Annotated in this window: 27 protein-coding genes and 5 pseudogenes; 9 read left to right on the top strand and 23 right to left on the bottom strand. The window is 34.4% G+C overall.

Going from position 1 to position 26,234, the window contains the following annotated elements:
• Window positions 1-293: 293 nt before the first annotated feature.
• Entirely contained in the window at window positions 294-848 is a 555-nt protein-coding gene (locus ACM6HU_RS04420; protein WP_016114308.1) for a TlpA family protein disulfide reductase, read from the bottom strand.
• A gap of 169 nt (window positions 849-1,017) precedes the next feature.
• Between ACM6HU_RS04420 and ACM6HU_RS04415 the strand changes: the two genes are divergently transcribed.
• Window positions 1,018-1,716, top strand: coding sequence for a Type 1 glutamine amidotransferase-like domain-containing protein (locus ACM6HU_RS04415; protein WP_016132706.1), 699 nt, complete (start codon window positions 1,018-1,020; stop codon window positions 1,714-1,716).
• A 73-nt stretch (window positions 1,717-1,789) separates the two neighbouring features.
• Here the strand turns inward: ACM6HU_RS04415 and ACM6HU_RS04410 are convergent, their stop codons facing one another.
• A complete protein-coding gene (locus ACM6HU_RS04410; protein ID WP_414848005.1) occupies window positions 1,790-3,118 on the bottom strand; it encodes an MATE family efflux transporter in 1,329 nt (442 codons plus the stop codon).
• A 111-nt stretch (window positions 3,119-3,229) separates the two neighbouring features.
• Entirely contained in the window at window positions 3,230-3,994 is a 765-nt protein-coding gene (locus ACM6HU_RS04405; protein WP_016114305.1) for a DUF2087 domain-containing protein, read from the bottom strand.
• A gap of 412 nt (window positions 3,995-4,406) precedes the next feature.
• Between ACM6HU_RS04405 and ACM6HU_RS04400 the strand changes: the two genes are divergently transcribed.
• Entirely contained in the window at window positions 4,407-5,165 is a 759-nt protein-coding gene (locus ACM6HU_RS04400) for a nucleotide disphospho-sugar-binding domain-containing protein (RefSeq protein WP_229165998.1), read from the top strand.
• Here ACM6HU_RS04400 and ACM6HU_RS04395 read toward each other — a convergent pair.
• From ACM6HU_RS04395 to ACM6HU_RS04370, 6 genes and pseudogenes are all read right to left on the bottom strand, one after another.
• Complete coding sequence (locus tag ACM6HU_RS04395; RefSeq protein WP_016114303.1) at window positions 5,120-5,509, bottom strand: hypothetical protein; 390 nt, start codon at window positions 5,507-5,509, stop codon at window positions 5,120-5,122. The two genes, ACM6HU_RS04400 and ACM6HU_RS04395, sit on opposite strands and share 46 nt — an antisense overlap.
• 92 nt (window positions 5,510-5,601) lie before the next feature.
• Entirely contained in the window at window positions 5,602-6,990 is a 1,389-nt protein-coding gene (gene fumC / locus ACM6HU_RS04390; protein ID WP_414848004.1) for a class II fumarate hydratase, read from the bottom strand.
• 150 nt (window positions 6,991-7,140) lie between these two features.
• Window positions 7,141-7,374 (bottom strand): annotated as a pseudogene (locus ACM6HU_RS04385) (TerC family protein); the annotation flags it as partial.
• Between the two features lie 192 nt (window positions 7,375-7,566).
• On the bottom strand, window positions 7,567-8,970 hold the full coding sequence (nhaC, locus tag ACM6HU_RS04380; protein ID WP_016114300.1) for a Na+/H+ antiporter NhaC: 1,404 nt from the start codon (window positions 8,968-8,970) through the stop codon (window positions 7,567-7,569).
• Between the two features lie 339 nt (window positions 8,971-9,309).
• Window positions 9,310-9,840, bottom strand: a complete 531-nt coding sequence (locus ACM6HU_RS04375) for a cysteine hydrolase family protein (protein WP_016114299.1) — start codon at window positions 9,838-9,840, stop codon at window positions 9,310-9,312.
• A 96-nt stretch (window positions 9,841-9,936) separates the two neighbouring features.
• Window positions 9,937-10,476: pseudogene (locus tag ACM6HU_RS04370) on the bottom strand (TIGR03943 family putative permease subunit); the annotation flags it as partial.
• Between ACM6HU_RS04370 and ACM6HU_RS04365 the strand changes: the two are divergent.
• Window positions 10,467-11,026 (top strand): annotated as a pseudogene (locus ACM6HU_RS04365) (CobW family GTP-binding protein); the annotation flags it as partial. The pseudogenes ACM6HU_RS04370 and ACM6HU_RS04365 overlap by 10 nt on opposite strands.
• Before the next feature lie 36 nt (window positions 11,027-11,062).
• On the opposite strand, the gene ACM6HU_RS04360 reads toward ACM6HU_RS04365, so the two are convergent.
• Entirely contained in the window at window positions 11,063-11,398 is a 336-nt protein-coding gene (locus ACM6HU_RS04360; protein ID WP_016114296.1) for a DUF3784 domain-containing protein, read from the bottom strand.
• Window positions 11,399-11,553: 155 nt separating this feature from the next.
• Between ACM6HU_RS04360 and ACM6HU_RS04355 the strand changes: the two genes are divergently transcribed.
• Window positions 11,554-12,519, top strand: a complete 966-nt coding sequence (locus tag ACM6HU_RS04355; protein WP_016114295.1) for a DMT family transporter — start codon at window positions 11,554-11,556, stop codon at window positions 12,517-12,519.
• Window positions 12,520-12,535: 16 nt separating this feature from the next.
• Entirely contained in the window at window positions 12,536-13,207 is a 672-nt protein-coding gene (locus ACM6HU_RS04350; protein ID WP_016114294.1) for a GntR family transcriptional regulator, read from the top strand.
• 62 nt (window positions 13,208-13,269) lie between these two features.
• Here the strand turns inward: ACM6HU_RS04350 and fbpA are convergent, their stop codons facing one another.
• Both fbpA and ACM6HU_RS04340 read right to left on the bottom strand, forming a co-directional pair.
• Window positions 13,270-13,440, bottom strand: a complete 171-nt coding sequence (fbpA, locus tag ACM6HU_RS04345; protein ID WP_016114293.1) for a Fur-regulated basic protein FbpA — start codon at window positions 13,438-13,440, stop codon at window positions 13,270-13,272.
• A gap of 216 nt (window positions 13,441-13,656) precedes the next feature.
• Window positions 13,657-13,835, bottom strand: a pseudogene (locus tag ACM6HU_RS04340) (cation transporter); the annotation flags it as partial.
• Between the two features lie 223 nt (window positions 13,836-14,058).
• On the opposite strand from ACM6HU_RS04340, the gene ACM6HU_RS04335 reads away from it, so the two are divergent.
• The gene (locus ACM6HU_RS04335) at window positions 14,059-15,132 is read left to right on the top strand and encodes a WD40/YVTN/BNR-like repeat-containing protein (protein ID WP_016114291.1); all 1,074 of its coding nucleotides are present in this window, start codon (window positions 14,059-14,061) and stop codon (window positions 15,130-15,132) included.
• A 46-nt stretch (window positions 15,133-15,178) separates the two neighbouring features.
• On the opposite strand, the pseudogene ACM6HU_RS04330 reads toward ACM6HU_RS04335, so the two are convergent.
• The 3 genes and pseudogenes from ACM6HU_RS04330 to ACM6HU_RS04320 all read right to left on the bottom strand — a co-directional run bounded on the left by ACM6HU_RS04330 (window position 15,179) and on the right by ACM6HU_RS04320 (window position 17,886).
• Window positions 15,179-16,274, bottom strand: a pseudogene (locus tag ACM6HU_RS04330) (DUF4179 domain-containing protein).
• Window positions 16,271-16,837 carry a sigma-70 family RNA polymerase sigma factor gene (locus tag ACM6HU_RS04325; RefSeq protein ID WP_016114289.1) on the bottom strand — a complete coding sequence of 189 codons (567 nt, stop codon included), beginning with the start codon at window positions 16,835-16,837 and terminating at the stop codon, window positions 16,271-16,273. The pseudogene ACM6HU_RS04330 and the gene ACM6HU_RS04325 overlap by 4 nt, the downstream one beginning before the upstream one ends.
• Before the next feature lie 254 nt (window positions 16,838-17,091).
• Window positions 17,092-17,886, bottom strand: a complete 795-nt coding sequence (locus ACM6HU_RS04320) for a protein phosphatase 2C domain-containing protein (RefSeq protein ID WP_033671830.1) — start codon at window positions 17,884-17,886, stop codon at window positions 17,092-17,094.
• 162 nt (window positions 17,887-18,048) lie between these two features.
• Here ACM6HU_RS04320 and ACM6HU_RS04315 point away from each other — a divergent pair, with 162 nt between their 5' ends.
• The 3 genes from ACM6HU_RS04315 to ACM6HU_RS04305 are packed head-to-tail and all read left to right on the top strand — an operon-like array spanning window position 18,049 to window position 19,720.
• Window positions 18,049-18,459: a MarR family winged helix-turn-helix transcriptional regulator gene (locus tag ACM6HU_RS04315; protein ID WP_016114287.1), complete on the top strand. Its 411-nt coding sequence runs from the start codon at window positions 18,049-18,051 to the stop codon at window positions 18,457-18,459.
• Window positions 18,443-18,772 carry a DUF3147 family protein gene (locus ACM6HU_RS04310; protein WP_016114286.1) on the top strand — a complete coding sequence of 110 codons (330 nt, stop codon included), beginning with the start codon at window positions 18,443-18,445 and terminating at the stop codon, window positions 18,770-18,772. Before ACM6HU_RS04315 ends, ACM6HU_RS04310 begins: the two co-directional genes overlap by 17 nt.
• Before the next feature lie 12 nt (window positions 18,773-18,784).
• A complete protein-coding gene (locus tag ACM6HU_RS04305) occupies window positions 18,785-19,720 on the top strand; it encodes an alpha/beta hydrolase (protein ID WP_077295086.1) in 936 nt (311 codons plus the stop codon).
• A 46-nt stretch (window positions 19,721-19,766) separates the two neighbouring features.
• Here ACM6HU_RS04305 and ACM6HU_RS04300 read toward each other — a convergent pair whose 3' ends face one another.
• The 8 genes from ACM6HU_RS04300 to ACM6HU_RS04265 form a co-directional block, all read right to left on the bottom strand.
• Window positions 19,767-20,156, bottom strand: a complete 390-nt coding sequence (locus ACM6HU_RS04300) for a hypothetical protein (RefSeq protein ID WP_016114284.1) — start codon at window positions 20,154-20,156, stop codon at window positions 19,767-19,769.
• A 119-nt stretch (window positions 20,157-20,275) separates the two neighbouring features.
• The gene (locus tag ACM6HU_RS04295; protein WP_016131308.1) at window positions 20,276-20,839 is read right to left on the bottom strand and encodes a histidine phosphatase family protein; all 564 of its coding nucleotides are present in this window, start codon (window positions 20,837-20,839) and stop codon (window positions 20,276-20,278) included.
• A 144-nt stretch (window positions 20,840-20,983) separates the two neighbouring features.
• On the bottom strand, window positions 20,984-22,072 hold the full coding sequence (locus tag ACM6HU_RS04290; protein ID WP_016131307.1) for a serine hydrolase: 1,089 nt from the start codon (window positions 22,070-22,072) through the stop codon (window positions 20,984-20,986).
• 135 nt (window positions 22,073-22,207) lie between these two features.
• Complete coding sequence (locus tag ACM6HU_RS04285; protein WP_033671093.1) at window positions 22,208-22,834, bottom strand: cupin domain-containing protein; 627 nt, start codon at window positions 22,832-22,834, stop codon at window positions 22,208-22,210.
• Between the two features lie 171 nt (window positions 22,835-23,005).
• The gene (locus ACM6HU_RS04280) at window positions 23,006-23,167 is read right to left on the bottom strand and encodes a hypothetical protein (RefSeq protein WP_016132696.1); all 162 of its coding nucleotides are present in this window, start codon (window positions 23,165-23,167) and stop codon (window positions 23,006-23,008) included.
• A 165-nt stretch (window positions 23,168-23,332) separates the two neighbouring features.
• Window positions 23,333-24,127: an SDR family oxidoreductase UcpA gene (ucpA, locus tag ACM6HU_RS04275; protein ID WP_088093785.1), complete on the bottom strand. Its 795-nt coding sequence runs from the start codon at window positions 24,125-24,127 to the stop codon at window positions 23,333-23,335.
• A gap of 164 nt (window positions 24,128-24,291) precedes the next feature.
• On the bottom strand, window positions 24,292-24,816 hold the full coding sequence (locus ACM6HU_RS04270) for a DUF4398 domain-containing protein (protein WP_016114279.1): 525 nt from the start codon (window positions 24,814-24,816) through the stop codon (window positions 24,292-24,294).
• Window positions 24,817-24,951: 135 nt separating this feature from the next.
• Window positions 24,952-26,220, bottom strand: a complete 1,269-nt coding sequence (locus tag ACM6HU_RS04265; RefSeq protein ID WP_016114278.1) for an MFS transporter — start codon at window positions 26,218-26,220, stop codon at window positions 24,952-24,954.
• Window positions 26,221-26,234 lie beyond the last annotated feature (14 nt).

Below are 26,234 nucleotides of genomic sequence, written 5' to 3'. Positions count from 1 at the left end.
TTACGTTAATTTTTATTTACTTTGTTTAAATTAAATTTAACACTTTATTAAAGAGAATCCATTATAGGCAAACAACTTTAGTCAAAATGCAGATGGAAGCTTGTAAGAGCATTAAGTGGCGGGTAGTTCACTGTAGATACATGTACAATCGATCGTATTTATTAAACAAGAAGTAAAAGGGTAATACATATTGTACATCGCTAATATATATTATCCTTTATTTTTTATGACTTTTTACGATTTAGATCTTGATAATAACTTCATTTCAAATCAACAAGAGGAATATCCCCCTCTTACTTCTCAATTAATTCTTTAAATTTCTTTTCCAACTGATCCGGAGGTAATACTCCACGCGCTTGATCTACAATAATCCCATCTTTATCAACAAAAAACGTTGTTGGCAGTGAAACAATTTTATAATCAAGTCCAGCCACCCCATCCATATCTAATAAAACTGGGAACTTAAATCCGAAACGATCTGCAAACGCCTTTGCTTCTTGTACTGGATCCCCAATTGTTGCATTTACCGCAAAAATTTCAACGTCTTCTTTATACTTATCATAAAGACGAACTAAATCTGGCGCTTCCATTTCACATGGTCCACACCATGACGCCCAGAAGTTGATAACATACGGTTTTCCTTTTGCATCATTTAATGAATAAAGCTTTCCATCTAATCCTTTTAGTGTGATTTTCGGCGCCTTAAATCCTACTTGAGGTAATACTTCTTTCTCTTGCAGTGCTGCTTGTTTTGCTTTCCGTTCTTTTTCTTCTTGCTTGGAATTATAAAAGTTAACTCCAGCCCAAATAAGTGCTCCAGCTAGTATAATTACAATTAATTTTTTCACTATTTCCCCTCCTATTATCGAGTTCACTTTTTATTTAACTTCGGTATATCACACACCTTCCCTTTATTCATTCATGCTTTTTACTTTTCATCTTTTGTTGCAGAAGGAAAGACACTCTCCTGTAGCGAAATTTTATCAATAATAAAAATCTATTAGGTGGTGCTTCATTATGAAGTTAGCTGTAATTGGCGGAGGTTATCTCGAACAGACAGATCATTTCCATATAAATCAACGACTTATAGAACTAACTGGGAAACAATCTCCAAGAGTATTGTTTATCCCAACAGCAAGCAATGATGATGAAGGTTATATAAAAGAATTTAGAGAAACATTTGAAAAGCAGTTAGGGTGTGATGTTCACATTCTATGTTGCATAAAGGAAAGCTATAGCGAAGATACAATAAGTGAAATGATTCATTTTGCTGATTTCATCTATCTAGGCGGAGGAAATTATATCAATATGCTTGAAAAGTGGAGGGAAAACAAAATAGATGAAAAGTTAATAGCAGCCCTACACAATGGAACATTCATTGCAGGATATAGCTCTGGTGCTATGTGCTGGTTTACAACCGGCTTCCGTTCTAATTATAAAGGAGATGGCTATATAGAAAGCGATGGCTGGAATATGGTAAACAAACACTTCTGTCCCCATTACAATCAGCCAGATAGAGCAACTGCTTTCCATTTATTCTTACAAAATCATGCATGTGATATAGATGGAATTGCTTTAGAGGATAATTGTGCTTTATATATAACAGAAAATTCCTTTGAGATTATCGGAGATCCAGAGAAAGCTTGGGAATTCTATATGAATGATGGAAAACTCATAAGACACCATTTTGATGTAACTTTGAAAAGTTATTTATGAGTTCTTTGTACTCATACAAAATAAAAATGTCCCTAAGCTTTCAAGCTTAGGGACATTTTTATTTACTTTCAATCTAACTAACAAGTCGCGTAATCCGTTTCTTCTGCCATGAAAGTTTATAATACCCATATTGTAAAAGTAAACTCACAATAAATGCTGCTGGATATCCAATCCATATACCCTTTATACCAAGACTTGTATGATACGAAAGGTAATAGGCAACAGGAACTTCTACAAGCCAAATTGATACAACACTGATAATAGTCGGCCATAGTACGGTTCCACTTGCCCGCATTGTCGCACCAATAATTTGTGCATGACCGAAAATTAAATAACTCCATAATGTAATCATCACTAAACTATGAGCAATTTCGATTGTATTTGGACTTGTTAAGAACAACGATAAAATTTCTCTTGAGAACAAATAAATAAGAGCAATTAATACCCCGCCGATGATATAATTCATCACAATACCTGCCCGAACAACTTTCTGTAATCGATCGAATTGATTCGCACCAATGGATTGTGCAGCAAAAATGGATACTGTAATTCCAAGACTCACTGCTGGCATTTGTACATAACTTGCCACTTGGTTCACGACTCCATAGGCTGCGGTCGCATCAGAACCGAAGCGATTTACAAATGCAATGACTGCAATCTCAGATAACGAAACTAATATCATATTAATACTTGCTGGAATACCAAGACGTAGTAATAACTTTAATAATTCCCAATCCATCCGAAGATATTTTCGTACTGCCCCATCCAATTGCAATGGATGATTTTTCTTCTTTAAATAAATAAGCATTACAACAAACGTTATAATCGTTGATATAACAGAAGCATAAGCTGCTCCATAAACATCAAGTTCCGGCAATCCTAACCAACCAAAAATAAGAACAGGCAACAATATCATGTTCAATACTGTACTAACAATTAAAAAGTAAAATGGCGTTTTAGAATCTCCTGTACCTCGCATAAATGTTGTATATGCAAAATATAAGAATAAGACCGGCATTGAAATAAATAAGATACGTGCATAGTGAACACTCATATCAATAATGTTTTCTGGTGTCCCCATAAGGCGCAGAATGTCCATTGCAAATATGCTTCCAACTACCGCTAAAATAGCTCCAATAATAAATGTAAATGTGAGCGTTGTACCGACAACCGCTTTTATCCGATCTTCATTTCGAGCACCAAATGCCTGCCCGATTAAAATTGAACTACCAGAGCCAATTCCAATTACAAATGAAACAAGTAAAAAGAACAATGGAAAAAATGCAGAAATGGCAGCTAAATCATTCACACCGAGCCATCGTCCTACCACTACCATCCCAAACAATTGTCCAACTGATTGTAATACATTACTTAAAAGTAAAGGAACTAAGAACATGGACATTGATTTTCATATCGGTTTCCCTTCCTTCTCCTGATTCTGTGATTCTACACCTTCTTCGGTGTTATCTGTAGGTAATTTCAAATTTCATTTCTCCTTTCTTTTGTCTTTTTCTTATAACTTAACCCAATATTTACTTCCATCAGCTGTTCGATCTAGAAAACCATATTCAATTAAATATCTTCTCAAAGTTACAAAATCCGGATACACACTTTCTAAAATTTGATTCACTTCTTTTTCTGTATACTTCTCACTACTATCAAACTTTTTCACTAAATGTCTCAATATGATAAGTTTACGCTTTTGTTTCTTCGGAAATTTAACAAGTGGCCCATCTAATCCTTCGGTAAAATGCAATTTCAGCACTTCATCATTCTCATCTTCTGTAATATTATACCTGTCATCCACCATTGTAGCTGTGCGGTGAATCGGTAAAAATTTAGACTGCACTTTTGATTTTTCTTCCGACAATTCCATCAGCGCTAAAAACACCTTAGCCTGTTTCATCTTCTCCCGTAATGTAAATCGATGATTACGAATTGTCGATGTACTGCCTCCATCCATCTCTTTCACAATTTCTTTATCATTTAAACCCATATAAAAAAATTGCACCATTTTCTTTTGTAAATCTGTTAAACCTGTAAACTTCTTATCCAGACTTAATAAATATGCGAACATAGATGTATGTTCCTTTTCAATATGCAGCTGTGCGAATTTCTCTGCTTCATACAAAACATTATGCTCTTGATAAATAACACCTTTTATAAAAGTTTCTCCGCAAGCTAAGCAAACGTATTCTTCTGTATCCTCTTCAAATACATATCCTTTTTTCAGTTCTTCAACGGAAGCGTCCCAAAACTTCTCTGAAATATCACTCATATTAAACAATCCTCCAAAAAATTTATTATTAACCTAAACAAATTACGATATCGTTTATCCACTTTATCATATTAGCATAAACTCAACAAACATTTCAACATTACGTTTACTTATTTTATAAACAAATTCAAAAAACGTTTGTATACAATGTGAAATGAAAGGAATTTTATAATTAATAAAAAAACAAAAATCTGTGAAAAGATTTTTGTTTTTTACGCCCAATTATATCGCCTTATTTACGATTCATGTTCATGTTCATTTCCATATCATGATCAAAAGCAACAGATTACTATTTCACCACAACATCTATCAAGATCTTACTTACTTTTATAATTTCTTTTTTATTCTCTAGTTGGTTCCAATCCCCTCGAGATCTATTCGAATATTCACAACCATTCAAAGTGAAAAGCAGTTGAGTTTTTCTTCATCTCCCACTGAGTATTATCCCTCACCAATCCGACTTTTACGGACAGTTAATCCCCAGCCTCAAGAATATTTATTGCAATTTCTAAATGCAATGGAAATGATCACCGACTCCATTCTAGAGGAAATTTCCAACGAAACGTATGATTATATTATATACGATGCACAGTCTTTACCTGGAAAATGGATTGCCCACCAAAACAAATTATTATCTATTGCAACTTGGACCACTTTTGCATATTCACAAGATCCAAAAATAAATATGTCCCTGACAGGAATAGATGATATGGAACAAAAACAAGAGCGTTTGACCATGCTAAAAGCATTTTTACAATTAGAAGAAATCGCCAAACGCAAACAATTAAAAGCAGAGCAGCTAAAGAATATACCCGATAATTTTATTGTTCGTAACTATGTTCCTCAATTAGATGTACTTCGCCAAACTGATGTCTTTATTAGCCATTGTGGAATGAATAGCACCAGTGAATCACTTTATTTTGAAGTACCCTTAGTTATGCTTCCTATCATAAATGATCAACATACGATTGCTGAACGAGTGAAAGAACTTGGTGCAGGAGCTATGTTAAATATTCAACAACTATCGGCGGAGGATATCAAAGAAGCTGTTAGTGAAGTGTTAAGGAATCCTATTTATAAGAACAATACGAAAAAAATTAGTCAATCATTTCGTAACGCGGGTGGTTATTCTAGGGCTGCTAATAAGATTTTCAAATTTACTCGTTCATGAAAATCATTAAAGATCCATGTTTTCACTAACATAGATTTTTTTTCATAGCCCATAAGCATTATCTTGTAGCTCCTATTACCGGATTTACTTTTAATATAAACTCTTTTCCTTCTCTCAATAAATTTAAGTGTAACAAATCCTACAATGAAAGATAAAAAAACGAAGAATAATTGTATGTAGTCAACATCAAAGAAGTAATTAGCAGATACCGCTGGAGTTATTGTTGCAACGCTCGTCCAATCCCGTGAATCCTGCATGTAAAAGTATGTGAATATAGTTCTTGGTAACAATTGTAATACGATAAATGTAATCAGCACCGCTAGTGTAGAAATGGCGTATTTCATTCTCCTCACCTTCCTTTCATTTCAAATATTTTACCATGAAAAAAGAGCCAAGATTCTAAAATTAGAACCTGGCTCTCCATTATGAATTAAAATTATTCTTTCGGCGCAATCATTTTCTTCGGATCTACAATTTCATCAAACTGTTCTTCCGTTAATAATCCTGATTGTAATGCTGCTTCTTTTAACGTTAATCCCTCTTTATGAGCATGTTTAGCAATTTTCGCTGCATTTTCATAGCCAATATGTGGATTTAATGCTGTAACAAGCATTAAAGAACGATTTACATTTTGGTTAATCACTTCTTTATTTGCTTCGATGCCAACCGCACATTTATCATTGAACGAAACTGTTGCATCAGCTAATAAACGAGCAGATTGTAAGAAGTTATATGCAATTACTGGCTTAAATACGTTTAACTCAAAGTTACCTTGGCTCGCCGCAAATCCAATTGTTGCGTCATTTCCCATAATTTGCGCTGCAACCATTGTTAATGCTTCACTTTGCGTTGGATTTACTTTACCTGGCATAATAGAGCTTCCTGGCTCATTCGCAGGAATAATAATTTCACCCAGACCACTACGTGGACCGCTCGCAAGCCAACGTACATCATTAGCAATCTTCATTAAATCAGCTGCTAATGCTTTTAATGCACCATGTGCAAACACAACTTCATCATGACTCGTTAATGCATGAAACTTATTCGGTGCAGACACGAATTGTTTTCCTGTAAACTGACTAATTTCCTCTGCGACCATCTCACCAAATTTAGGATGAGCATTAATTCCTGTTCCAACTGCAGTACCACCAATCGCAAGTTCTTTCATATATGTATTGCTATCCGCAATCATACGCTCTGTTTTTTCAAGCATACGATGCCAACCACTAATTTCCTGTCCTAGCGTTAAAGGCGTTGCATCTTGCAGATGCGTACGACCAATTTTAATAATATTTTGAAACTCATTTACTTTTTTCTCTAATGTTACTTTTAATTTTGTAATTGCCGGTAACACTTGGTTTTCCACCGCAATCACACATGCAACGTGAAGTGCTGTCGGGAATGTATCATTTGAACTTTGAGACATGTTTACATCATCATTTGGATGAATATGTACATCAAGCCCTTTTCCCTTTAAAATTTGATTCCCCCGGTTTGCGATTACCTCATTCACATTCATATTTGATTGTGTACCGCTGCCTGTTTGCCATACAACAAGCGGAAAATGTTCATTCCATTTTCCTGCTAGGATTTCATCGACTGCTTCTACAATCGCCTGCGCTTTTTCTTCTGATAACTTCCCTAGTTTCTGGTTACTAATCGCAGCACTTTTCTTTAAAATTGCAAATGCTTGTACAATTTCAATCGGCATATACTCTGTTCCAATCGGAAAGTTTTCTTTACTGCGTTGTGTTTGCGCTGCCCATAATTTATCAGCTGGAACTTTCATTTCTCCTAATGTATCTCTTTCAATTCTGTACTCCATGTTTTCATCCCCTTGAAAATATAATAGCTACGCTTTTATTGTAACAGACTTCCCTTCAAACGATAAGGATTCTCACTCCTGTTTATTCATAATTCTATATTTAAAAAATTATGTTTCAGATGAATCGGGAGATAAAAACCAACCAGAAACACCAATCGCTTGCATCTGCCATACATTCACAAGAAATGAAATTAAAAATAATGACCCAAATCGAAATATGAATGCTCCGAATAATCCATAAAATAAAGCCTTTTTTCTATCATCTTCAGGTATATGTTTAACCATAATAGCAAGTACAAGAGCATTATCTGCAGATAAAACTCCTTCTAATGCGATAAGAATTAATATAACTCCCCCATACTCCAGCAGTAATGATTCAGTCATATTTCTCCTCCTGTTTTTGATACTATATATTTTGCTTTTTGATAAGCGAAATATACTAATCTCATTAGAAACTGAACAACCCGTAAGTTCTAATCGAACTTACGGGTTAACTTCGTACTATACGATGAAGAATTGTCATCTTCTATAGAAATTAAAAATCTCTAATACACCAATGGAAGGGATGATTTTATATTATGACACTTGTTTCCCTTTTTCAGCATCATCAACATACCAAATGAATTTCCCTGTATATCCGTATATAACTGCCAATGCTAATGATACAAAGCTCATCCACATGAATGGAATGTATGATAATGTTGCGACCCCTAATATACCAGCCATGTAAATCCCATTATCAGACCATGGAACCATACCTGAAGTTAGCGTTCCACCCACTTCTGAGTTACGAGCCAATATACGACGATCGAGCTTTAATTTATCATAGCTGTCTTGCATAATTTTTGGAGTTAAAATAAGTGATACGTACATTGCGCAGCCGAATACGTTTGCTAAGAAAGCGACGATTAATGTGGACAGTGTTACATTTCCTGCAGAGTTTAGTTTCTTCTCAAATTTTGATACGATTACTTTTAAAACACCGAGTTTTTCAAGTAACCCTCCGAAACCTAATCCAAAAATAATAACTGCTACTGATCCAAGCATACCATTGATTCCACCGCGATTTAGCAACTTATCAATGAAGTCCACACCTGATTCAATAGAAAAACCGTTATATGCTGTTCCAATTGCCTCTCCAAAGTGCATACCTTGGAACAGAGTTGCCCAAACTGCACCGAGAAGCGCTCCCATTGCAATTGTTGGCATTGATGGTTTTTTCATTGCTAATAGTCCGATGACAATAACCGCTGGTACAAGCATCCATATTTTAATATCAAATTGCTTTAATAAAGCTTCTTTTAAAAATTCCACTTTGTTTAAATCAACATTATCTCCACCATACATCCATCCGGCAACTGTAAACATAATACCGGTAATAATATATGCTGGTACATCTAGTACAAGCATCGCACGAACGTGCGCAATAACATCTACTTTTGCCATTGAAGCAGCAAGTACCGTACTATCAGAAAGCGGAGATAACTTGTCTCCAAAGTATGCCCCTGAAAGTACTGCTCCGGCAACTAATGGCAGCGGTAAACCAAGACCTTCACCGATTGCCATCATGGCAATACCAGCTGTACCAACTGTTCCCCATGATGTACCTGTTGCAATAGAAGTAATTGAACAAATAATTAAGGTTGCTAATAAGAATATACTCGGATGAATAAATTCTAATCCGTAATAGATTAATGTCGGTACAACCCCGCCAGCAATCCATGTTCCAATTAGTGCTCCTACAGCAACTAAGATGAGAACAGCTTCTAATCCGTTAGAAATTCCTTTCGTAATTGCATCTTGCAATTCTTGATAACGAAACCCTAGCCTTAATCCAAGCGCAATTACTAAAAACCATGAAATAAATAGCGCTAATTGAATCGGCAAATTAAAGATCGTTTGAAAGGAAAAGACAACAGCAAGAAACAGTAATAAAAGAATAATGATTTCTGGAATCGATGGTAATCTTACACTTTTCATTTGCTTCTCTCCTTACAAGTCGATAACATGATGTGTGTCGTCTTACGTGTATACGATATACAATGAACGAAGACAAAACGTAATTTTCACATTATTTCGATTTATTTTTTCAGTATAATATATACGACCTTTTCTATTGTAAAAGTAGATTGAGATTTTCGCAATGGAAATTATAAAAAATATTGTATTTTTATTTATAATTTACAAAAATACATATGAAAACCTTACGAAGAAAAAATCTAGAAATCGCTTACAAAATAACACTATATGTAATCCGAATCATGTTTCAATCTGAAATCAATTGTATATTCGTACTATATTATAGAATGAAAATACCCACTAAAATCTAATTTGCTCAGCAGGTTTAACATGAGCGAACCATTGTCCAATTACTTGGTTATGATGATCGATAATTTGGGATGCAGATAAGATTGTGGAGTCGTATGTACTATGTCCATCTTCTACAAGAGTAAGATTATATCCAAGACTATAAGCACGTCTACATGTTGCATCCACACAAATCTCAGTTTGAATTCCTACCATTACAATTTGTTTTATACTTCTTTCATCTAGTTCCTGCTGTAAGCTCGTTCTATGAAATGAATCAGGATGATTTTTTTCAAGAGTAATGTCTTCTGCTAATGGAGCTATAGATTTATGAATACTCCAACCTGAAGTCTCCCGTTCAAGTGGAGAACCAGCTTTTCCATTATACTTCATGTAAATAATAGGTGCTTGAGCAGTACGAGCTTTTGAAATTAACAACTGAATATTTTCTAATAATTCCTTTCCTTTATATAAAGGTTGCTTCTCTTGAAAAGAACCTGTTTGTACATCAATAATGAGTAATGCTACACAATTTCTTCTCATAAAAAATACCTCCAAAACATTTCTTTCTAATACAATTTCTAAACATGTTCACTTGAAAACTCACATTTTTAAGTGTGTCCAAAATATATGATTCGATTACTCATCATTACGAAACGAAATTAGCATTTGAAGGATAGCGTTGCATTTCATATCTGAGTTTTTAATAAGAAATAATCTCCATACTGAAGCGTCTGCAATACAACATGTAATACCATACCTGGCAACTACTATTTTATCTCCTTTTACTTCTTTATCGTTATAAATAAAACCTGTAAATGTAATTTGTTTCCCTTTAAATCCAAGAACATCTTTTCCGATTATATTCATTGTTTGAATATAGTTTTTATCATCTATTTGTATTTCCTTCTGGTTCATTATCGTTTTCTCTAACTGTTCTGGCGACTGTTCTGATGTAGGTAGATTTTGAATTGGCTCTTCTTCCTGATCAACTAATAATTCTCTCCAATCAGAACTGATCTGTTTCGTTTGTGGTACTTTCTGCTCTACACTTTTTGCCTGTGCACTCTGATTCATTTCCCTGTTCGCTGCGAGACTACCATTAATTGTTACGTTGGAAAATAAAAACGCACTTACAATCGGAATAACAAACAGTGCATATAGAAGAACAATCTTCATTTAGTGCAGTACCACTAAATGAAATTTTAAATACAAATTTATTTAACTATGATGAAGCAAGTCAATCAGCTGGCTGGATTCAGGAGTTAAATAGCGAACACCATACACCAGAAACAGAAGAATACGGCATTAGTTCCTTTGTTTATCGCCGTAAACGTCCATTTCATCCTGTTCGACTTATGAATTGGTTAAAAAAATGGCCTTTGGATGTTGTAAGAGCGAAAGATTTTTTCTGGCTTGCATCTCGTAATCACATGATGGGGCTTCTATCTCAAGCTGGCTCTTCCATTATCATCCAAGGAGCTGGTGAATGGATTGCAGCATTACCAGAAGCTGAGCAGCAGCAAATACTTATAGAAGAGCCAGAAATACTAAAAAATTGGATGAGCAGTACGGAGATCGCATAACAGAGCTAGTCTTTATTGGAGTTAAAATGAAACAATATGATATTGAACGCTCTTTAGATACATGCTTATTAACCGATGAAGAAATGAGACAGGATTGGGATGATTTTGTTGATCCAATCCCTCCTTTTACCGTGGCATCATAATACAAAGTAGAAAAACAAGATGGTTTCCCTAAAAGGTTACCATCTTGTTTTCGTTTGTTCTTTAGAGTTACTAGGCTTATTTATTACATTAGCCCATATAACAAGTACAATTGTACTTATAACAACAAAAATCCCATAACCAATTCCCGCAGCATCACCAATTGTTTCTAATCCAAATGGTAACAGAGCCGTAGTAATTCCTATTACGTAAGAAAAAACCCCAAATATTTTTGCAAGTTTCTCTTTATCCCCCACGAAAGTCTCTTCTTGATATCCTGCAATGAGAAATAACCGCTTTTTTATATGAATTTGGTATCCCATAATAATGATTAACATGCCTACAAGAAAACTGATTATAAATCCACCGATCATCAAATCCCTCCTTTACAATATTTTACCATGATTATAACTATCACATGTCTATCTTTAATATTAAAAAATTCTGTTTTTTTAATATTACTCGTGATATATTACATATTGTATTCAATATTTCAATTAAATTTTCTTTCTGAAAGGAGAACCCAGCTATGGATTCAGGAAGGTTGAAAGGCATTATTATGGTCATTACAGGTGCTAGTTTATGGGGATTATCCGGGACCGCTGCACAACAACTGTTTCAACAAGAAAATGTTTCTACAGAATGGTTAGTTACAATTCGATTACTTATATCCGGAATTATTTTGCTCTTATTCTCCTCATTTGGCAGTAAAAAATCAGAAGTGCTTGGTATTTGGAAGCAAAAAGCCGAGGCAAACAAAATAATTCTGTTTGGATTGTTAGGTATGCTGGCTGTACAATATACCTATTTTGCTTCTATTCAGGAAGGAAATGCTGCAGTCGCAACATTGTTACAATATTTAGCACCAATATTTATAACTGTTTACCTTATCTTTAAATGGAATATTCGTCCTACTAAAATCGATTTTATTTCTATCGTACTATCTTTAATCGGGACCTTTTTCTTGCTAACGAATGGATCCATTGATAATTTAGCTGTTTCAACACCAGCTATCGTTTGGGGCATTTTATCCGGTTTATCACTAGCATTCTATAGCCTTTATTCAAAGGAATTATTAGAAAAATGGTCTTCATCTGTCATTGTTGGATGGGGGATGATTATTGGAGGAGTTGGTGTAACCGTCTTACATTTTCTCTCCACGAACGAGTTTATCTTATTATCTGGCATGAAATATTTACAGCCTAACAATCTTTTTCTCATTACATTCGTTGTTATTTTCGGCACACTCATCGCATTTTATTTATATTTAGACAGCATACGATATCTTACACCGAAAGAAACTACATTATTTGGTTGTACAGAACCACTTGCAGCTATCATTTCTTCTATTCTCATTTTGCATGTTCCGTTTCAATCATTTCAATTTTTAGGCGCTCTTTGTATTATTGTAATGGTACTTGTACTAAGCCAAAAGCCAGATGAAGGAAAACCGAAACTACGACTTGCCGTTACGAAAAAACAAAACATAAAATGAAAGGAACTGTTCGATTATGCCTATTCCTCAAAACTATCGAAAGCAAGAAAGAGTATCTGCTAAATCCCTCGTTTTAAATCAACTACAAGATTGGATTATTGAAGGTGTTTTACAACCTGATGAAAAGATTAATGATGGAGAGCTAGCTGAAGCTTTAGGTGTGAGCAGAACACCGGTTAGAGAAGCACTGCAAGTGTTAGAACTTTCAGGACTGGTCGAGATGGTTCCAGGACAAAAAACAAAAATCGCTCCTATAAAATTAGAAGATGTATCTGTCATTTATGAAACGATCGCTGGTCTTCATACCATTATTGGAAAACAAGCAATTCATCAAATAAACGACACCGACCTGATAAGACTTTCTGAAATAAACGAGGCATTTCAAAATGCCATAGATGAAAAAAATTCAAAACAAGCATTAAACTTAGATATACAATTTCATAATACAATCGTATCAATCGCTAAAAATACATATATCGAGCCTTTCTTAGCAAACATACAACTTCATGTGTTACGTCTTGAATACCTTTTTTTCCAAAACTTCATTCCTGCACGTAAATCGATTGAAGAGCACAATTTAATAATTGAGGCATTAAAAAACCAGGATGCAGCACAAATAGAACAAATCATGTCTCAAAACTGGTTACGACCAATGAAAGAAATCCAAAAAATAATCTCTATGAAATAATGAAAAGAGCCGTTTACGTGTTCTCTCAACGCAAACGGCTCTTCCTTTACAATTCTATATAACTATGCGCGAATCTCGGCATATTTCTCAATGTCCCTATACTCTTTTTCTAGTTCCTCTAAAGAGAGCTCGTATAATTGTCGATTGAGAATTTTAAACACACCCGCCCCAATTAACTGATCAATTAACTGCCTCTTACGATTTTCAACAGCAAAACGGAGTTGACTGCTCATCTTTTAAAAACTCCTTTCTACAATCATTGAAAATGATAATCTCTATCAATTACCACTTTGATTATAAAAGATGATATTTTAGAAGTAAAGTAATATCATGAAATATTCACCTTACAAACTGTTTGTGGCCACATTATATATATGTATGTTTCCTAAGATGGTTTATGACACTTTTTATCATCTTTTTTCTTTCATACTTTGCAAAGTGGTTCTTTATGTTTTTTCTCCAATTTTAAAAGCAAACAAACTTAAAACAAGAGATACCGCGTGTCACTTAGCATATGCCCAGCATCTGATAAAAGTGCTAAACTATTCGTTACAAATCCGCCAATGACTTCAGCAATCATTAATGCTTTTTTATTTTGTGAATGACCATGATGATGTGAATGTCCCATGTGAATTTCCTAAAAAAATAATTCCTGCATTCTATTATGTGACAGACCTTACCAATTTATCCAAGTCTATTCACTTATATCCCTAGCCACGATCCACCCCTTACTTATACCCCTTTCGTTATTCCTACTACCATTTCCTTTTTTCTCAACAAAAAATAAGACTACTTCTTTTTCTTTCTCATATTGTTTAATACTGTTAAGAAATGAAAAGGAGGATATAAAATTGAAGCGATTATTCCTTTGTATGGAACGTGAACTTCTTGTCGTAGAAGAAAGAAATGAAGAATTTCAAGTTCAATATCACTTACAAAATATGCAACCTACTTGTATTGCGGTTGACCCATTTCAACCAAATCGTATATATTGCGGAACATTTGGTCGGGGATTATGGTTAAGCGATGATCGAGGTGATTCTTGGAGACCAATTGGAGATTCTTACTACTATTTTGACTTTCCTAAAGAAGATGGCATTTTACATTCTGCTATTACTTCTATCGCTATCAATCCCTTAAAACAAGTTAATGGCTATGGGATTGTTTATGTAGGAACAGAACCTAGCGCTTTGTTCTATTCCGAAAACGGTGGTGAAACATGGAAAGAGTGTAAAAGTATGAAATTATTACTTTCTTCATATACATGGGCATTTCCACCACGTCCATTTACACATCATATTCGTTGGATTACAGTTGATCCAAATAAGCAAGATACGATCCATGTATCAATTGAAGCCGGAGCTGTTATTCAAAGTAAAGATAATGGACAAAATTGGGAGGATAAAAAATTCGGCGCTCCTATCGATGCTCACCAACTACTTATGCACCCTCAGGCTCCTAATCGCCTGTATGCATCATGTGGCGACGGATTTATAGGCGGACCTGACCGTGCATATCTTGAAAGTTATAATAGCGGGCACAGTTGGACTTCTTGTAGCGAAGGTTTAGAACATCACTATTTATATAGTATGGCTATCGATCCTGGTGATTGTGATACGATACTTGTCTCTGCTGCACCAAGTGCTGACCTAGCTCACCATCGTATACCTTATGAATCTTATATTTATCGAAAAACAAAAAACACTCCTTTCCAAAAAGTGCAGCACGGGCTACCGTCAGCAATCGGAACTGTCATCTCTATGCTTGCAACAAATCCTGCCGAACCTCATACATTTTATACTTTAAATAATAATGGTGTATTTCAATCTTTAGATAGCGGGCAAACTTGGGAGCAATTAAGCATTCCTTGGAAAGAAGAATATAAAACACAGCATCCACATGCTTTATTAGTTACAACTTCTTAATAAAAGAAAAAGGACTGCTTATTTATCAATACAGTCCTTTCCTTTTTTATTTCTTTAAATCAATTACGATATCATCTAAAACAATATCTTTACTTTTCGCTTCTTTTTTAGGCACTTCAATTTTCTTTTCCGTCTCTCATTTCTACCCCGCCATGATTTTCGGGGGTATGAATTCGTAAGTTAACACGAGGAGTGATAATAAGTTTCGTTGCATTTTCATTGAGATTTTGAAATGTATCACTCCAATGAATATTATAGGAATCCTTACCTGATCCACCATTTCCTTCTCCAGAATAATGATTACCTAAATCATCTTTAACTTCCAACTCAACATCTACAGCATCCCATTCCTTCCTTGTATTTTTAGAAACTTCTTGATTGTAATAAAGAATAAACGATATCGGTGACACTGCCACCTTTTCCATATTTACTTTTACGCCTTCTTTTTCGGAACTTTCACTAATTGTTTTTTCTTTACTATCCATTGCCTTTACAGTAAGAGCAAAATTCCAATTCCCTTTTATTTCTTTCTTTTTATCCGGTGTTTCTATTTTGTCTATATTCCATCTAAGGTTTATTTTGTCTTTTTTATTACTGTTATGATGTGTCGTTGTCGCCATACCTACATACTTTTTATCTGCAACTTTAGAAATTTTAGAACTTCCTGTTCCTCCATCAGACCCAATTATATCTAACCCACCTAATATAATTGGGTCATCTCCTAAATCTTGCTCACTTTCCACTGAATATGTTATTGATACAGTTCGTCCATCAGAAATCACATCATTGATTGTTATTTTAATCCCATTACTTTCTCTCACCATATTTAACTCAGTAGAAAATTCTTTATAATTTTCATAAAATCCCGTTCTACCATTATCTAAAAATCGAAAAATATTCCCTACAATCGGAAGCCCTCCTGCATAAGTAGGAAATCCAATTCCAAGTGTTACAACTGACAAACCTACTAAAATAGATGCAACAGCGACACCCTTTTTCCAGTTCTTCGTTTTTTTCTTTTTATGTATAGCCTGTTTTAAGTTACGTTTCACTTTTTCCTTTTCAAATTCATAAGCCTTCATTTCCTCTAATTCTTTTTCATCTATATCAATGTCATTTAACAGCTCGTAGATGTCTTTCATATTACACTACCTCCTAAACTAAGATTCGTAGCATTTTTTTGTAATTTCTTTTTCCCTCGATAAATCCGATTATCTATCACCGCTCGCGTTAAACCGAGCTTTTCTCCTATTTCTTCTGTCTTTAACCCTAGAAGAAATTTCATGATAAAAATCTTTTGGTCCACAGGCTCTAATTCATGAATTAGCTTCATAAGTTCATTTCTATCTTCCATTACAATTAATTCATCTTCTGCCGATTTTCCTGTATTTACATCAAAATCATCTGAAGTAGCCTTAACTCTCTTACTAACTTTTCTGTAATAATCAATTGCCTTAAATTTAGCAATCGCTGCAATCCACTTCTTAAAATCTTCCGGCTCTCCATGAAACTTGTTTGCATTATTCCAAACTGAAAGAAAAATATCATTGATACATTCGTCTATAAGTCCATCATTTTTAAGCGGAATAAGGACCTTATGTACTATTGCTTTTATTAATGGCAAATAAGTATCTACAATAAACTCTAACGCATCTTCTTTTTGTCGCTGCAGCCTTTTTATAAAATTTTTCTCATTTGATTTCATTTCGTAATTCCCCTTATTTTTTTGTAAAAGCTTCTACACTTTATATAACGTACAGGAAAATTTTTTCTCTCATATTTATAATCATTTTTTCATTTTCACAGAGTAAATGTGTTTCCACATATACAATAAACCTTCGATACACTAGAAATATACTGAAGGTTTGTTTGCATTGGATTATTTAAATTTTACTTTTATTCAAGAAAAAGAAAATGAGCTTAGAATGGATTTATCCTAAGCTCACTTTATGAAAAATATTAATTCGCACATTCTCTATTTTCTGTATCAATTGACCACCCAATGATAGTCGCACAATCTCTTCCCTTCCATTCAAGCACATTCGCTAATGCAGGTTCAATCTGAAGAGAATCTCCTTTATGCAGTACTTCAAGTAAGGAATGGTCATCATCAAACGTTTGCTTATCACACTCTAACACACCGTCTGTCGCCAAAACAATATGATTCATTCCCTTCTCTAATCCACGAACCCCAGAAGTGAAGCAGGGCGAATTAGCAGCAAAAACATTTTTCCTTCCAATATATTCATAAAATTTACGCTTATTTAATCTCCCTTTTCCATTCTGTAATTGTTCCGAATGAAATAAATAAGCAAAGCACTCTCCTACTGATAACCAATATAAAAATTCACCTTTTCGTAAACAAATTAAGCACGCGAGTTCTTCATTCTCTTGTTCACATTTCTCAATAAATAACTCATCTGTAAATAACGCTAATAAATACATATGTGTATGATGAAACGCAAGATGAACTGGATATGAGAATAATTCTTGTAACTTCTCTTTTCTTTCAGAAATTGCTTCTATTATATAATGTATATTTTTCGTTTTATGATGAGCATCAAAGATCATAACAAATTCAAATTCTAATTGCGGATCCCACCAAGCTAGTACTGCATCTCCTCTTTCATACGCATCACTCTCTTGATTCCCCCCATATACACCAACTGAAAGAGGACCACATTTTTCAACATGTATTTGGTCTAAATACATCTTTTCATGACTAATCCATTTAAATGTATTCACTTCTATCATCCTCTCTCTTGCTATTTGTATGCCTTTACACTAAGAGTACCGTATATTTCAAGAAAAATAAACTTTTCCAATAATTTTTATGCAAATAAAGGAATTTACTTCTTGCAAAACGAATATATCGTATTATAAGATATAAATAAAAAACGGAGGAATATTATCATTATGAGGAACATCAATCAAAATTGGGAAACCATTTATTATCATTTACGGTATGAATATGAAGATAATCTCTCTCACCAAGCTATCCGGATTCTGCAAATCATTTCCCGAGAAACGGAAACTACAATTGGTAAGGTCGCATCTGAATTAGGCTTATCTCATAATACAGCATCAGAGCATGTGAAACGCCTTATTCAAAAAGGATTCGTGATAAAGGAGCGAAATAAACAAGATGAACGAGTCGTTAATCTAACATTGACTACAGAAGGTAAGGAAGCATTAACGAAACATACATTATTAGATGAAGAAAAATTAAAAATGTTAGAATCTCAATTTTCAAAAGAAGAACAGCAATTAATCGAAAAGGCTTTTTCATTACTAGCAAAGGAGTCAAAATATGCATTTCCTCGTTAAAGTAATCGTTTCCGCCCTCATCATCGGTGGTGTAACTGAGTTTGCCAAACATTATAGTACAATTGGTGGTTTTATTGCTGCCCTTCCACTTATCAGTTTGCTTAGCTTGTTTTGGCTTTCATTTGAAGGTGGGAGCAAACAAGATTTAAGTCAATTTGCTTTAGGAGTATTATACGGATTTCCTGCATCAGCACTTCTATTATTTGTTGTTTATATTGGATTAAAAAATTCTTTTTCACTCAGTACCTCTGTACTATTCGGTGTAGGCATTTGGTGTATCGCATTTGCTTGTCAAAGAATATTTCAATCCTAGAGGAGGATTACTATGAATCATTTTGTAGAAGTACTTAGAAAGAAGATGGAAGTTTGTATAAAAGGAACTGGTTCTCAAATAGTAGTTATTCAAACTGGAATGGGCTGTTCTTTTTATGATTGGATGCCAATTGCAGAGAAGCTTGCTCTCAATTATAAAGTTATTCTCTTTCATCGCCCCGGTTATGGGAAAAGCGAACTTGGTAACGAACCACGTACGACACTACAAGCAACAAAAGAATTACGCGAATTATTACATGTGCTTACTATTCGGCAACCCATTATTTTAGTTGGTCATTCTTATGGAGGACTATGTGCGCAGCAGTTTGCTATGTTGTATCCGGAACAATTAAAAGCTGTTGTGCTTGTTGATTCCACTTCTATGAACTTACATCGATTAGATGAGCTTGATTTACCTATCTCTGATCAAACCGACTCAGATGATATATGGCTACAAAAATATAGGAGTTACTCCAATATGAATTCAGAATCACTTCGGGCAGTACTACAATCTACATTGTTAAATCAATACAGTCTCTTGTCATCATATAAACAAAAACAATATGCAGAATTTCTTACATCCCCTTTCTTATATAAGGCTACTACTTCTGAGCTTTCAGAATGGAAATCTTGTGCACAAAGAATAAAACAACTTGGAGTAACATTAATAACACCATTGATCGTCATGGGAAGAGATCCAAATCATTCTATCGAGCAAATGATTCAAGGGGGAATGCCTGATGAAGAAGCTATAAAACTTGAAAAAACATGGCAAGAGCTCATTCAAGAACAACGTATGCTCTCTCAAAATAGCCGGTATATCCTGGCACAAAATGCTAGCCATGGAATCGAAAGTGACCGTCCTGATATCATAATTCAGGCAATCCATTCCTTCGAAGTAAGTGACGTACATGACCCTGAAAACAATGAGCATTCTAAAATTAAATAAACATGCAAAAAAGAAAGCAGCCTTCACTGCTTTCTTGCCTTTTCATCTATTCATAATCTTCCTCGTCTTCATTACCATCATAATACGAGTTTCCATTATTCACATATATAGGTCCATTTGCAACATCAACACGAAGTACCCATGCCCAAGGTACAGCTAAGCGTTTATGTAATGCCCGCCAAAACCCTATTGACTTTCTTTCATACTCCTGGAACTCCTGAAGTATATCCTTGTAGGAGGAACCGTCTAACTGAATATTTGCTTCTAGTAAACGAGAATAGGCATAGTGCTGTAATTCGAGTTCGGCAGCAACTTCCATCTCTTCTGGTGTTGCCATACCAATAATTGTTCCATCAGGTGGCACAATTTCATATACGTTATGAACTTCAATGAGTCCTTCTGGATGATCTACTAACCCCTTCTCTTTCTCAAACATGTAAACAGCCTCCTTTATCACGCATTTTTTTATGTTACAAAAGCATACTTCTCTAACAAACCCGTTCTTTCCTGCTTTCTCGATAAAATTTTACAAATTATTCACATGATGACCTGTTTCTATATTTTAGTGCGCTCTTCTACTCTTGCAGTAGCAAGTAAACTCTCTTCATTAAAAGTCAATTTATATACATCTGGCATGTCGAGTGTTTTCCAAAAATGATAGTCATATGTAGAATCAAAATAATTCATTATTAACACCATAATATTTCCATGGGTACCAACTACAATATTTTTCCCTTTATATTGTTTTAATATATTTTGAATACATTTGACACCACGTTTTTGTGCTATATCATTTGATTCCCCGCCTTCAAACGAGAAGGCGGGATTCTCCCATACTTTCATAATTGCTTCCTCAAAATCTTCTACCTGTTCTTTACTTAATAGCCTCTCACGTAAATCTTCTTCAATTTTCATAGATAATTGAAATTGATTTGCAACTCCTTGGACAGTTTGAATCGCTCGTTTGTATGGACTAGAAATTACAACATCAATTTTCTCTTCTTTTAATAACTCTGCCACACTTTGCGCATCATTCCGTCCTTTTTCGGATAATGGGCGTTCTCTTTCCTCCGGTGTATAGACAGAATGAGCATGACGAACAAAATAGATTTGAGTCATAAAATCCCTCCTTTTTACTTTCTCTTCTATCCAAATTGATTCTATTAGATATTGACCAATTCCTTTCAATATTTTTTGCTGTATAACAAACAAAAGGCACTTCATGAAAAAAGCACCTTTTGTTTACATAATAAAATTATATTGTTATAACTTTTCTCTAAATTCCTCACTCGTTACTACAGATCGAATAAAATAATCTAAGTTATTCTTAAGTTTTTGTGATTCCATAGAATCTAAATCATTAGACATAAAGACTATTTCAACCTTGTTTCCTTCTTTATCTGTACCATAAAAACTATTTGTCAATACAAATGGAGTTGAACCTCCTTTTTTACCAGCATGTTCATATATGCTATCTCCAACAGTCCCATTAAAAATCTTCTCAATCTCATCTTGCATTGGCTTTGGAAAAGCAGTTCTATTATTGATTTTCCCTATTAGACTCATATAGTCTTTTGCAGTTGCCCTTACTAGCCTATCAGACCAAATACGTTGAAATTCCATGTCAACTTTTAATGGTATATTGTGTTTTTTCCATTCCGCTTCATCTTTCATCCATTCATGTATTTTCAAAGCATGCTTTCTATATTCATCCATAGACATTTTACGTAACACTTCTAATGATTGATCTTTAGGTACATTCAGTTCTTTTTCTACATATCCTCTCATATATAAGGAGGATGTATATGGATAGAATGCATCATGGCTATTTAGCTCTAATTCTTTTAAGCTATTATTTATTCTTTCGAGTCCTAATTTTTCTAATAAATAGGTTGTATTTGCATTAGAACTAAAGTGAATCATACCTCGGGCTACTTCTTCTAAAGAAAGCTTTTCATTTTTTATTGCATTTCTTATTTTTGCATCCTCTAACCATGCAGGATGTGCTCCAGCATCTGTGTCTGGTACGTAGTATTTTTCTAAATCTTGTAATGGAATTTGCTCCTGTGGATTTATCTTTTCTTCTGAAACTTGTTTTGCAAATTCCACTGCTACTACTATTTTTGCCATACTTGCTACTGGTAGTTTTTTATTCTCATTCACAGTAGCTAAAATTTCACCATTTCTTCTAATCATTAATGAACATGTTTGCTCATTCTTATGCTCTTTTATGTAATCCAGCACATAGTTTGGATCTTCTTTTGAATAGTAATATTCCATAATCGCTAAAATCGCTATGATGATTGCTATAATAATAAAAATACTCCATCCTATAACCTTTAACACCTTCACTATATTACTCCCCCTAACAAAATACCATTTATCAATATATCTATTATATCAAATATATAAAGGGAGGTTATGTAAAAAAATACAGTATTTTGCTAGAAACGCACAAATGAAATAGCCCTCACTCGAGAACAAGGGCTACTCTACCTCACACGAAGTTACCTCTCCATTTAATACAACCACTATATCGGACCGTTGTTCATCCATAGAACGCTTTAAATTAGGTGGCCCAATCACAACAGATCCTTTAATAGGTGCAAGATCCTTAGCTAAATGTTCAGCATTAACACCGTAAGCGACTTGGAATACTTCTGGTGGGGTCATTCTAAGTACATCTGAACCCTCAGCTGTTTCAAATTGATCATTATTGAAGAAGAGATGTAAATGGGCTTCTTCTGATACAGCCGTAATCCAGTGCCACCAACCCATTGGAATAAATACCGTTTGTCCAGCTTTTGCTCGATAATTTTGCAGTTGATTTGTTTCTGGATTTAAAATAGAAGTAATTGCTTCTCCAGAAACGATGACATCTAATTCCCAAGCGTTTGGATGCCAATGTGGTTCCCTCATATGACCTTTCGTCATAAAAAGATCGACAAACGCTCCTCCAATCATTGCTGGTAATTGTGTTGAAGTCACTTCATAAGCAATATTTTTATCATCTCGTTTAAAAAATACATTTTCTCGTGAGTCAAAGAAAAGATTTGGTGTCCCAGAACTTTTCTTTAAGTTTTTATTATCTGGAACATATCCTGAATTAGCCATTCGATCCCTCTTTTCTATTCCCAACATTTCATACTTAACATTGTATCGTATGGAAGAAATGGAACGAATGTGCCTATCTACTATCGTTTTTACATAACAAAAAAACATGCTCCACAATGCTAGCATGTTTTGTGATATCCTTCACATTATTTAACTGAAAAATAAACCTCTTTACTTACCATGATGTAACATTAAATCGCTAAGTTCTTCTTCAATATGATTTAACTTTGCAATCCCTTCTTTCCATTTGTGTATATAACGTGAAACTCCAAAAACAAATAAAGCAATAATAGTAGAAAGAATAATACCATATACGATAGCTACAGTACTCATAAATTACACTTCCTTGTAATAGGTTATACATTTATTATATTCCTTTTTTTGATGAAATAGTGGAAATTCAAGTTATTGTAACAAAATTGATTTTTCTAATTATACGAAAAATTACCCTAATAGGAGAAACCCTAAAAACATTAAGATTCCTCCTATATTTAAATATTATTCCACACCAACAGAAACCGTTTCTGGCAACGTACTTCCACCATCAATTACAATGTGTGTCCCTGTTATGTAACTTGATTCATCTGATGCAAGGAAACCAGCTAATTGACCAACCTCTTCAATCTTCCCTAAACGACCTAACGGAACGCCTGAAGCGATTCCATCAATAATACTATTCGGTTCATTTGGATCGGACTCATTTGCAATTTGCTCTGCCATTGGCGTCATAATATAGCCTGGACAAATCGCATTTACAGTAATATAATGCTTGGCTACTTCACGTGCTAACGCTTTTGTAAATCCCCAAATAGCGGCCTTTGTTGTCGCATAAGCTGTTTCTCCTTCATCTGCAACTAGCGTTCCTGTTACAGATGACATGTTCACGATTTTTCCATAGTTTTTCTCAATCATATATGGCAAGACTGCTTTAGAGAAGTTCCACACACCGTTAATATTTACTTGAAATTGAAAATCACGCATTTCATCTGACATCTCTAAAAAGTTAGCAAGACGAATAACTCCTGCGTTATTCACTAATATATCAATCTTCCCATATTTTTCGTATGCATCTTTTGCTATTTCTTTTACAGCTGCAAAGTCAGTTACATCTACTTCGTAACTAGCTGCTTCTAACCCCTTACTAACAATTTCTTTTGCTGTTTCATGAACCTTGTCTGAAATATCAACAAGTAATACTTTCGCTCCTAATTCAGCAAATACATGGGCAATTCCAGCACCATTCCCCATTGCAGCACCAGTGACAAAAGCAACTTTTCCATCTAATTTTCCCATTTCATAGCCCCCTTATGATTTGTAGAAAACCCTTTCAACATTTCCATCATACCAAATATTTCCTATCTTTTAAAAAATTTTTCAATTTGTTAAAAAACGTTCAAAAAGAAGAAGCTGTCTTAACAAACGACAGCCTCATACATACCTTTTCAAATACTATTCTATTAGTTTTTCTTCGATTCTATTTTTTCTTTTGCATTTTCAGCTTTATCCAATACTTCTCCAGCTTTCTTCTGCTTTTCTTTTACTTCATCAATACTATCTACCGCTTTAATTACTTTATCAATTCCTTCTTCGTCCACTTTTTTCTGCTTTGCAATTCTTTCCTTTTCTTTTTCTTCCATGTCTTTTGCCTTTTGAAGCATATTTTCTGCGTTTGACTTTACAGATTTCTCAAGGGATGCATCCTTTTTCTTTTGTAATACTTGGTTCGCGTCATCCTTTGCTTCTAAATATTTACCATCTTTTAACGCCGTTGCACCATGATCCATCAGGCTAGCAACTTCTTTATAGGCTTTTGCTTCGTTCGTAGATTTTTCTTTTTCTGCTTTTTCAAACCACATAATTGCGTCACTATATTTCTCATCTTTTAATGCCTGCATACCTGTATCAACTTGGATATCGTAATTACTGCTACATCCAGCCATTGCAAACAATGCACATAGCATAACCAATATTTTGTACTTCATGTTGTACTTCTCCCTCTCTCAGTATTCCACATGGACTTCTTCATTTAATGTATCATAACTAAAAAACACTTTCAAAAAAGAAGAGACTTCATTTTCCTTAATAATGAAGTCTTTTTATAAACATACATTCTACACCTACGCTGATACATCCACTTGTTTTTTCACATCCATTTGTTTCATCCCTAATAATACTACCATCCATACTCCAATAGCCGAAATAACCATTACCATACTAGTTGGCATTATATCTAATAAAAATCCATACAAAATAATTCCAAGAGGCGTAATTGCCGTAGAAATTGTTTCAATTAATCCAAAAACCCGTCCTAAATATTGTGAATCAGTTGTTTTCTGAACATATACTTGAAGGGGAACATTGATGGAAATGCTCGTCATTCCAAAAATAAGCATAAAAATTATATAGTAAATAAAACTTACCGTCCCTGGAATTGTAACTAATAACGGAAATGCAGTACACAAATACAAACCCGCTAAGACAAATAAACTAATGCGAACCGTGCGAAATAAATTATTCATTTCCTTACGAACAGATAAAACAATTGATGCAACCAGCATTCCTACCGCCAACATTCCTTCCACAACACCTAGTTGCTGAGACGATAAACGTAAGTTTTGAATGATAATATACGGAAGTGCAACAAACAGTGCACTGCCAAAGAAATTAATCCAAATAAACACTTTTAACATCGTATACATATCATCACGTCTTTTTACATATAAGAATCCTTCTTTAATACTGGATAAAAAATGAGCTTTCTTCAGTTCTGCTTGTACTTTATACAGATCAAATGCAATAAAGAACTGTACAATTACCGCTAAAAAAAATGTAATACCATTTAACAGAAAAAAGAATTTCATTGAAAACAAACCAAACACCATTCCACCAATAACTGGTGCTAAAATAGTCGAAAGTGCTGTCGCTGTTTGGTTTAAAGAACTCGCTTGTTGAATACGTGCACTGTCAACTAAAGTTGGAATAGAAGCCGTAAAAGAAACAGAATAGAAACTTGCACATATCGATAACAGTGCTGCAGATACATAGATGAATAGAAGTGAAATGTCAAATAAAGTAGAAAGTGCAAACATCGTGAACATGATAAGACTACTTAATAAATCTGCAACAATAACAACCCACCGTCTGTTTATTCGGTCTGCCACAGCCCCAGCAATTGGTCCACATACCATTCTTGGAATAGAACCGCAAATAAGCGTAATTGCAAAACCTACGCCTGATCCCGTCGTTTTTAAAACATATAACCCCATTGCAAACGTATAAATCCCTGCACCTAATAAAGAAGTCATTTTTCCAATCATCATCAAAATGATATTTCTCGTTGCAATTTTGATTCTTGGATCATTTTGACTTATACTTACATCCCCCATTACGTCACTCTCCC

Origin of the sequence: Bacillus sp. IT-79MI2, assembly GCF_949768135.1 — a bacterium.
Classification (GTDB): Bacteria; Bacillota; Bacilli; order Bacillales; family Bacillaceae_G; genus Bacillus_A; species Bacillus_A pseudomycoides.
This window is presented reverse-complemented; position numbering and strand designations above follow the sequence as displayed.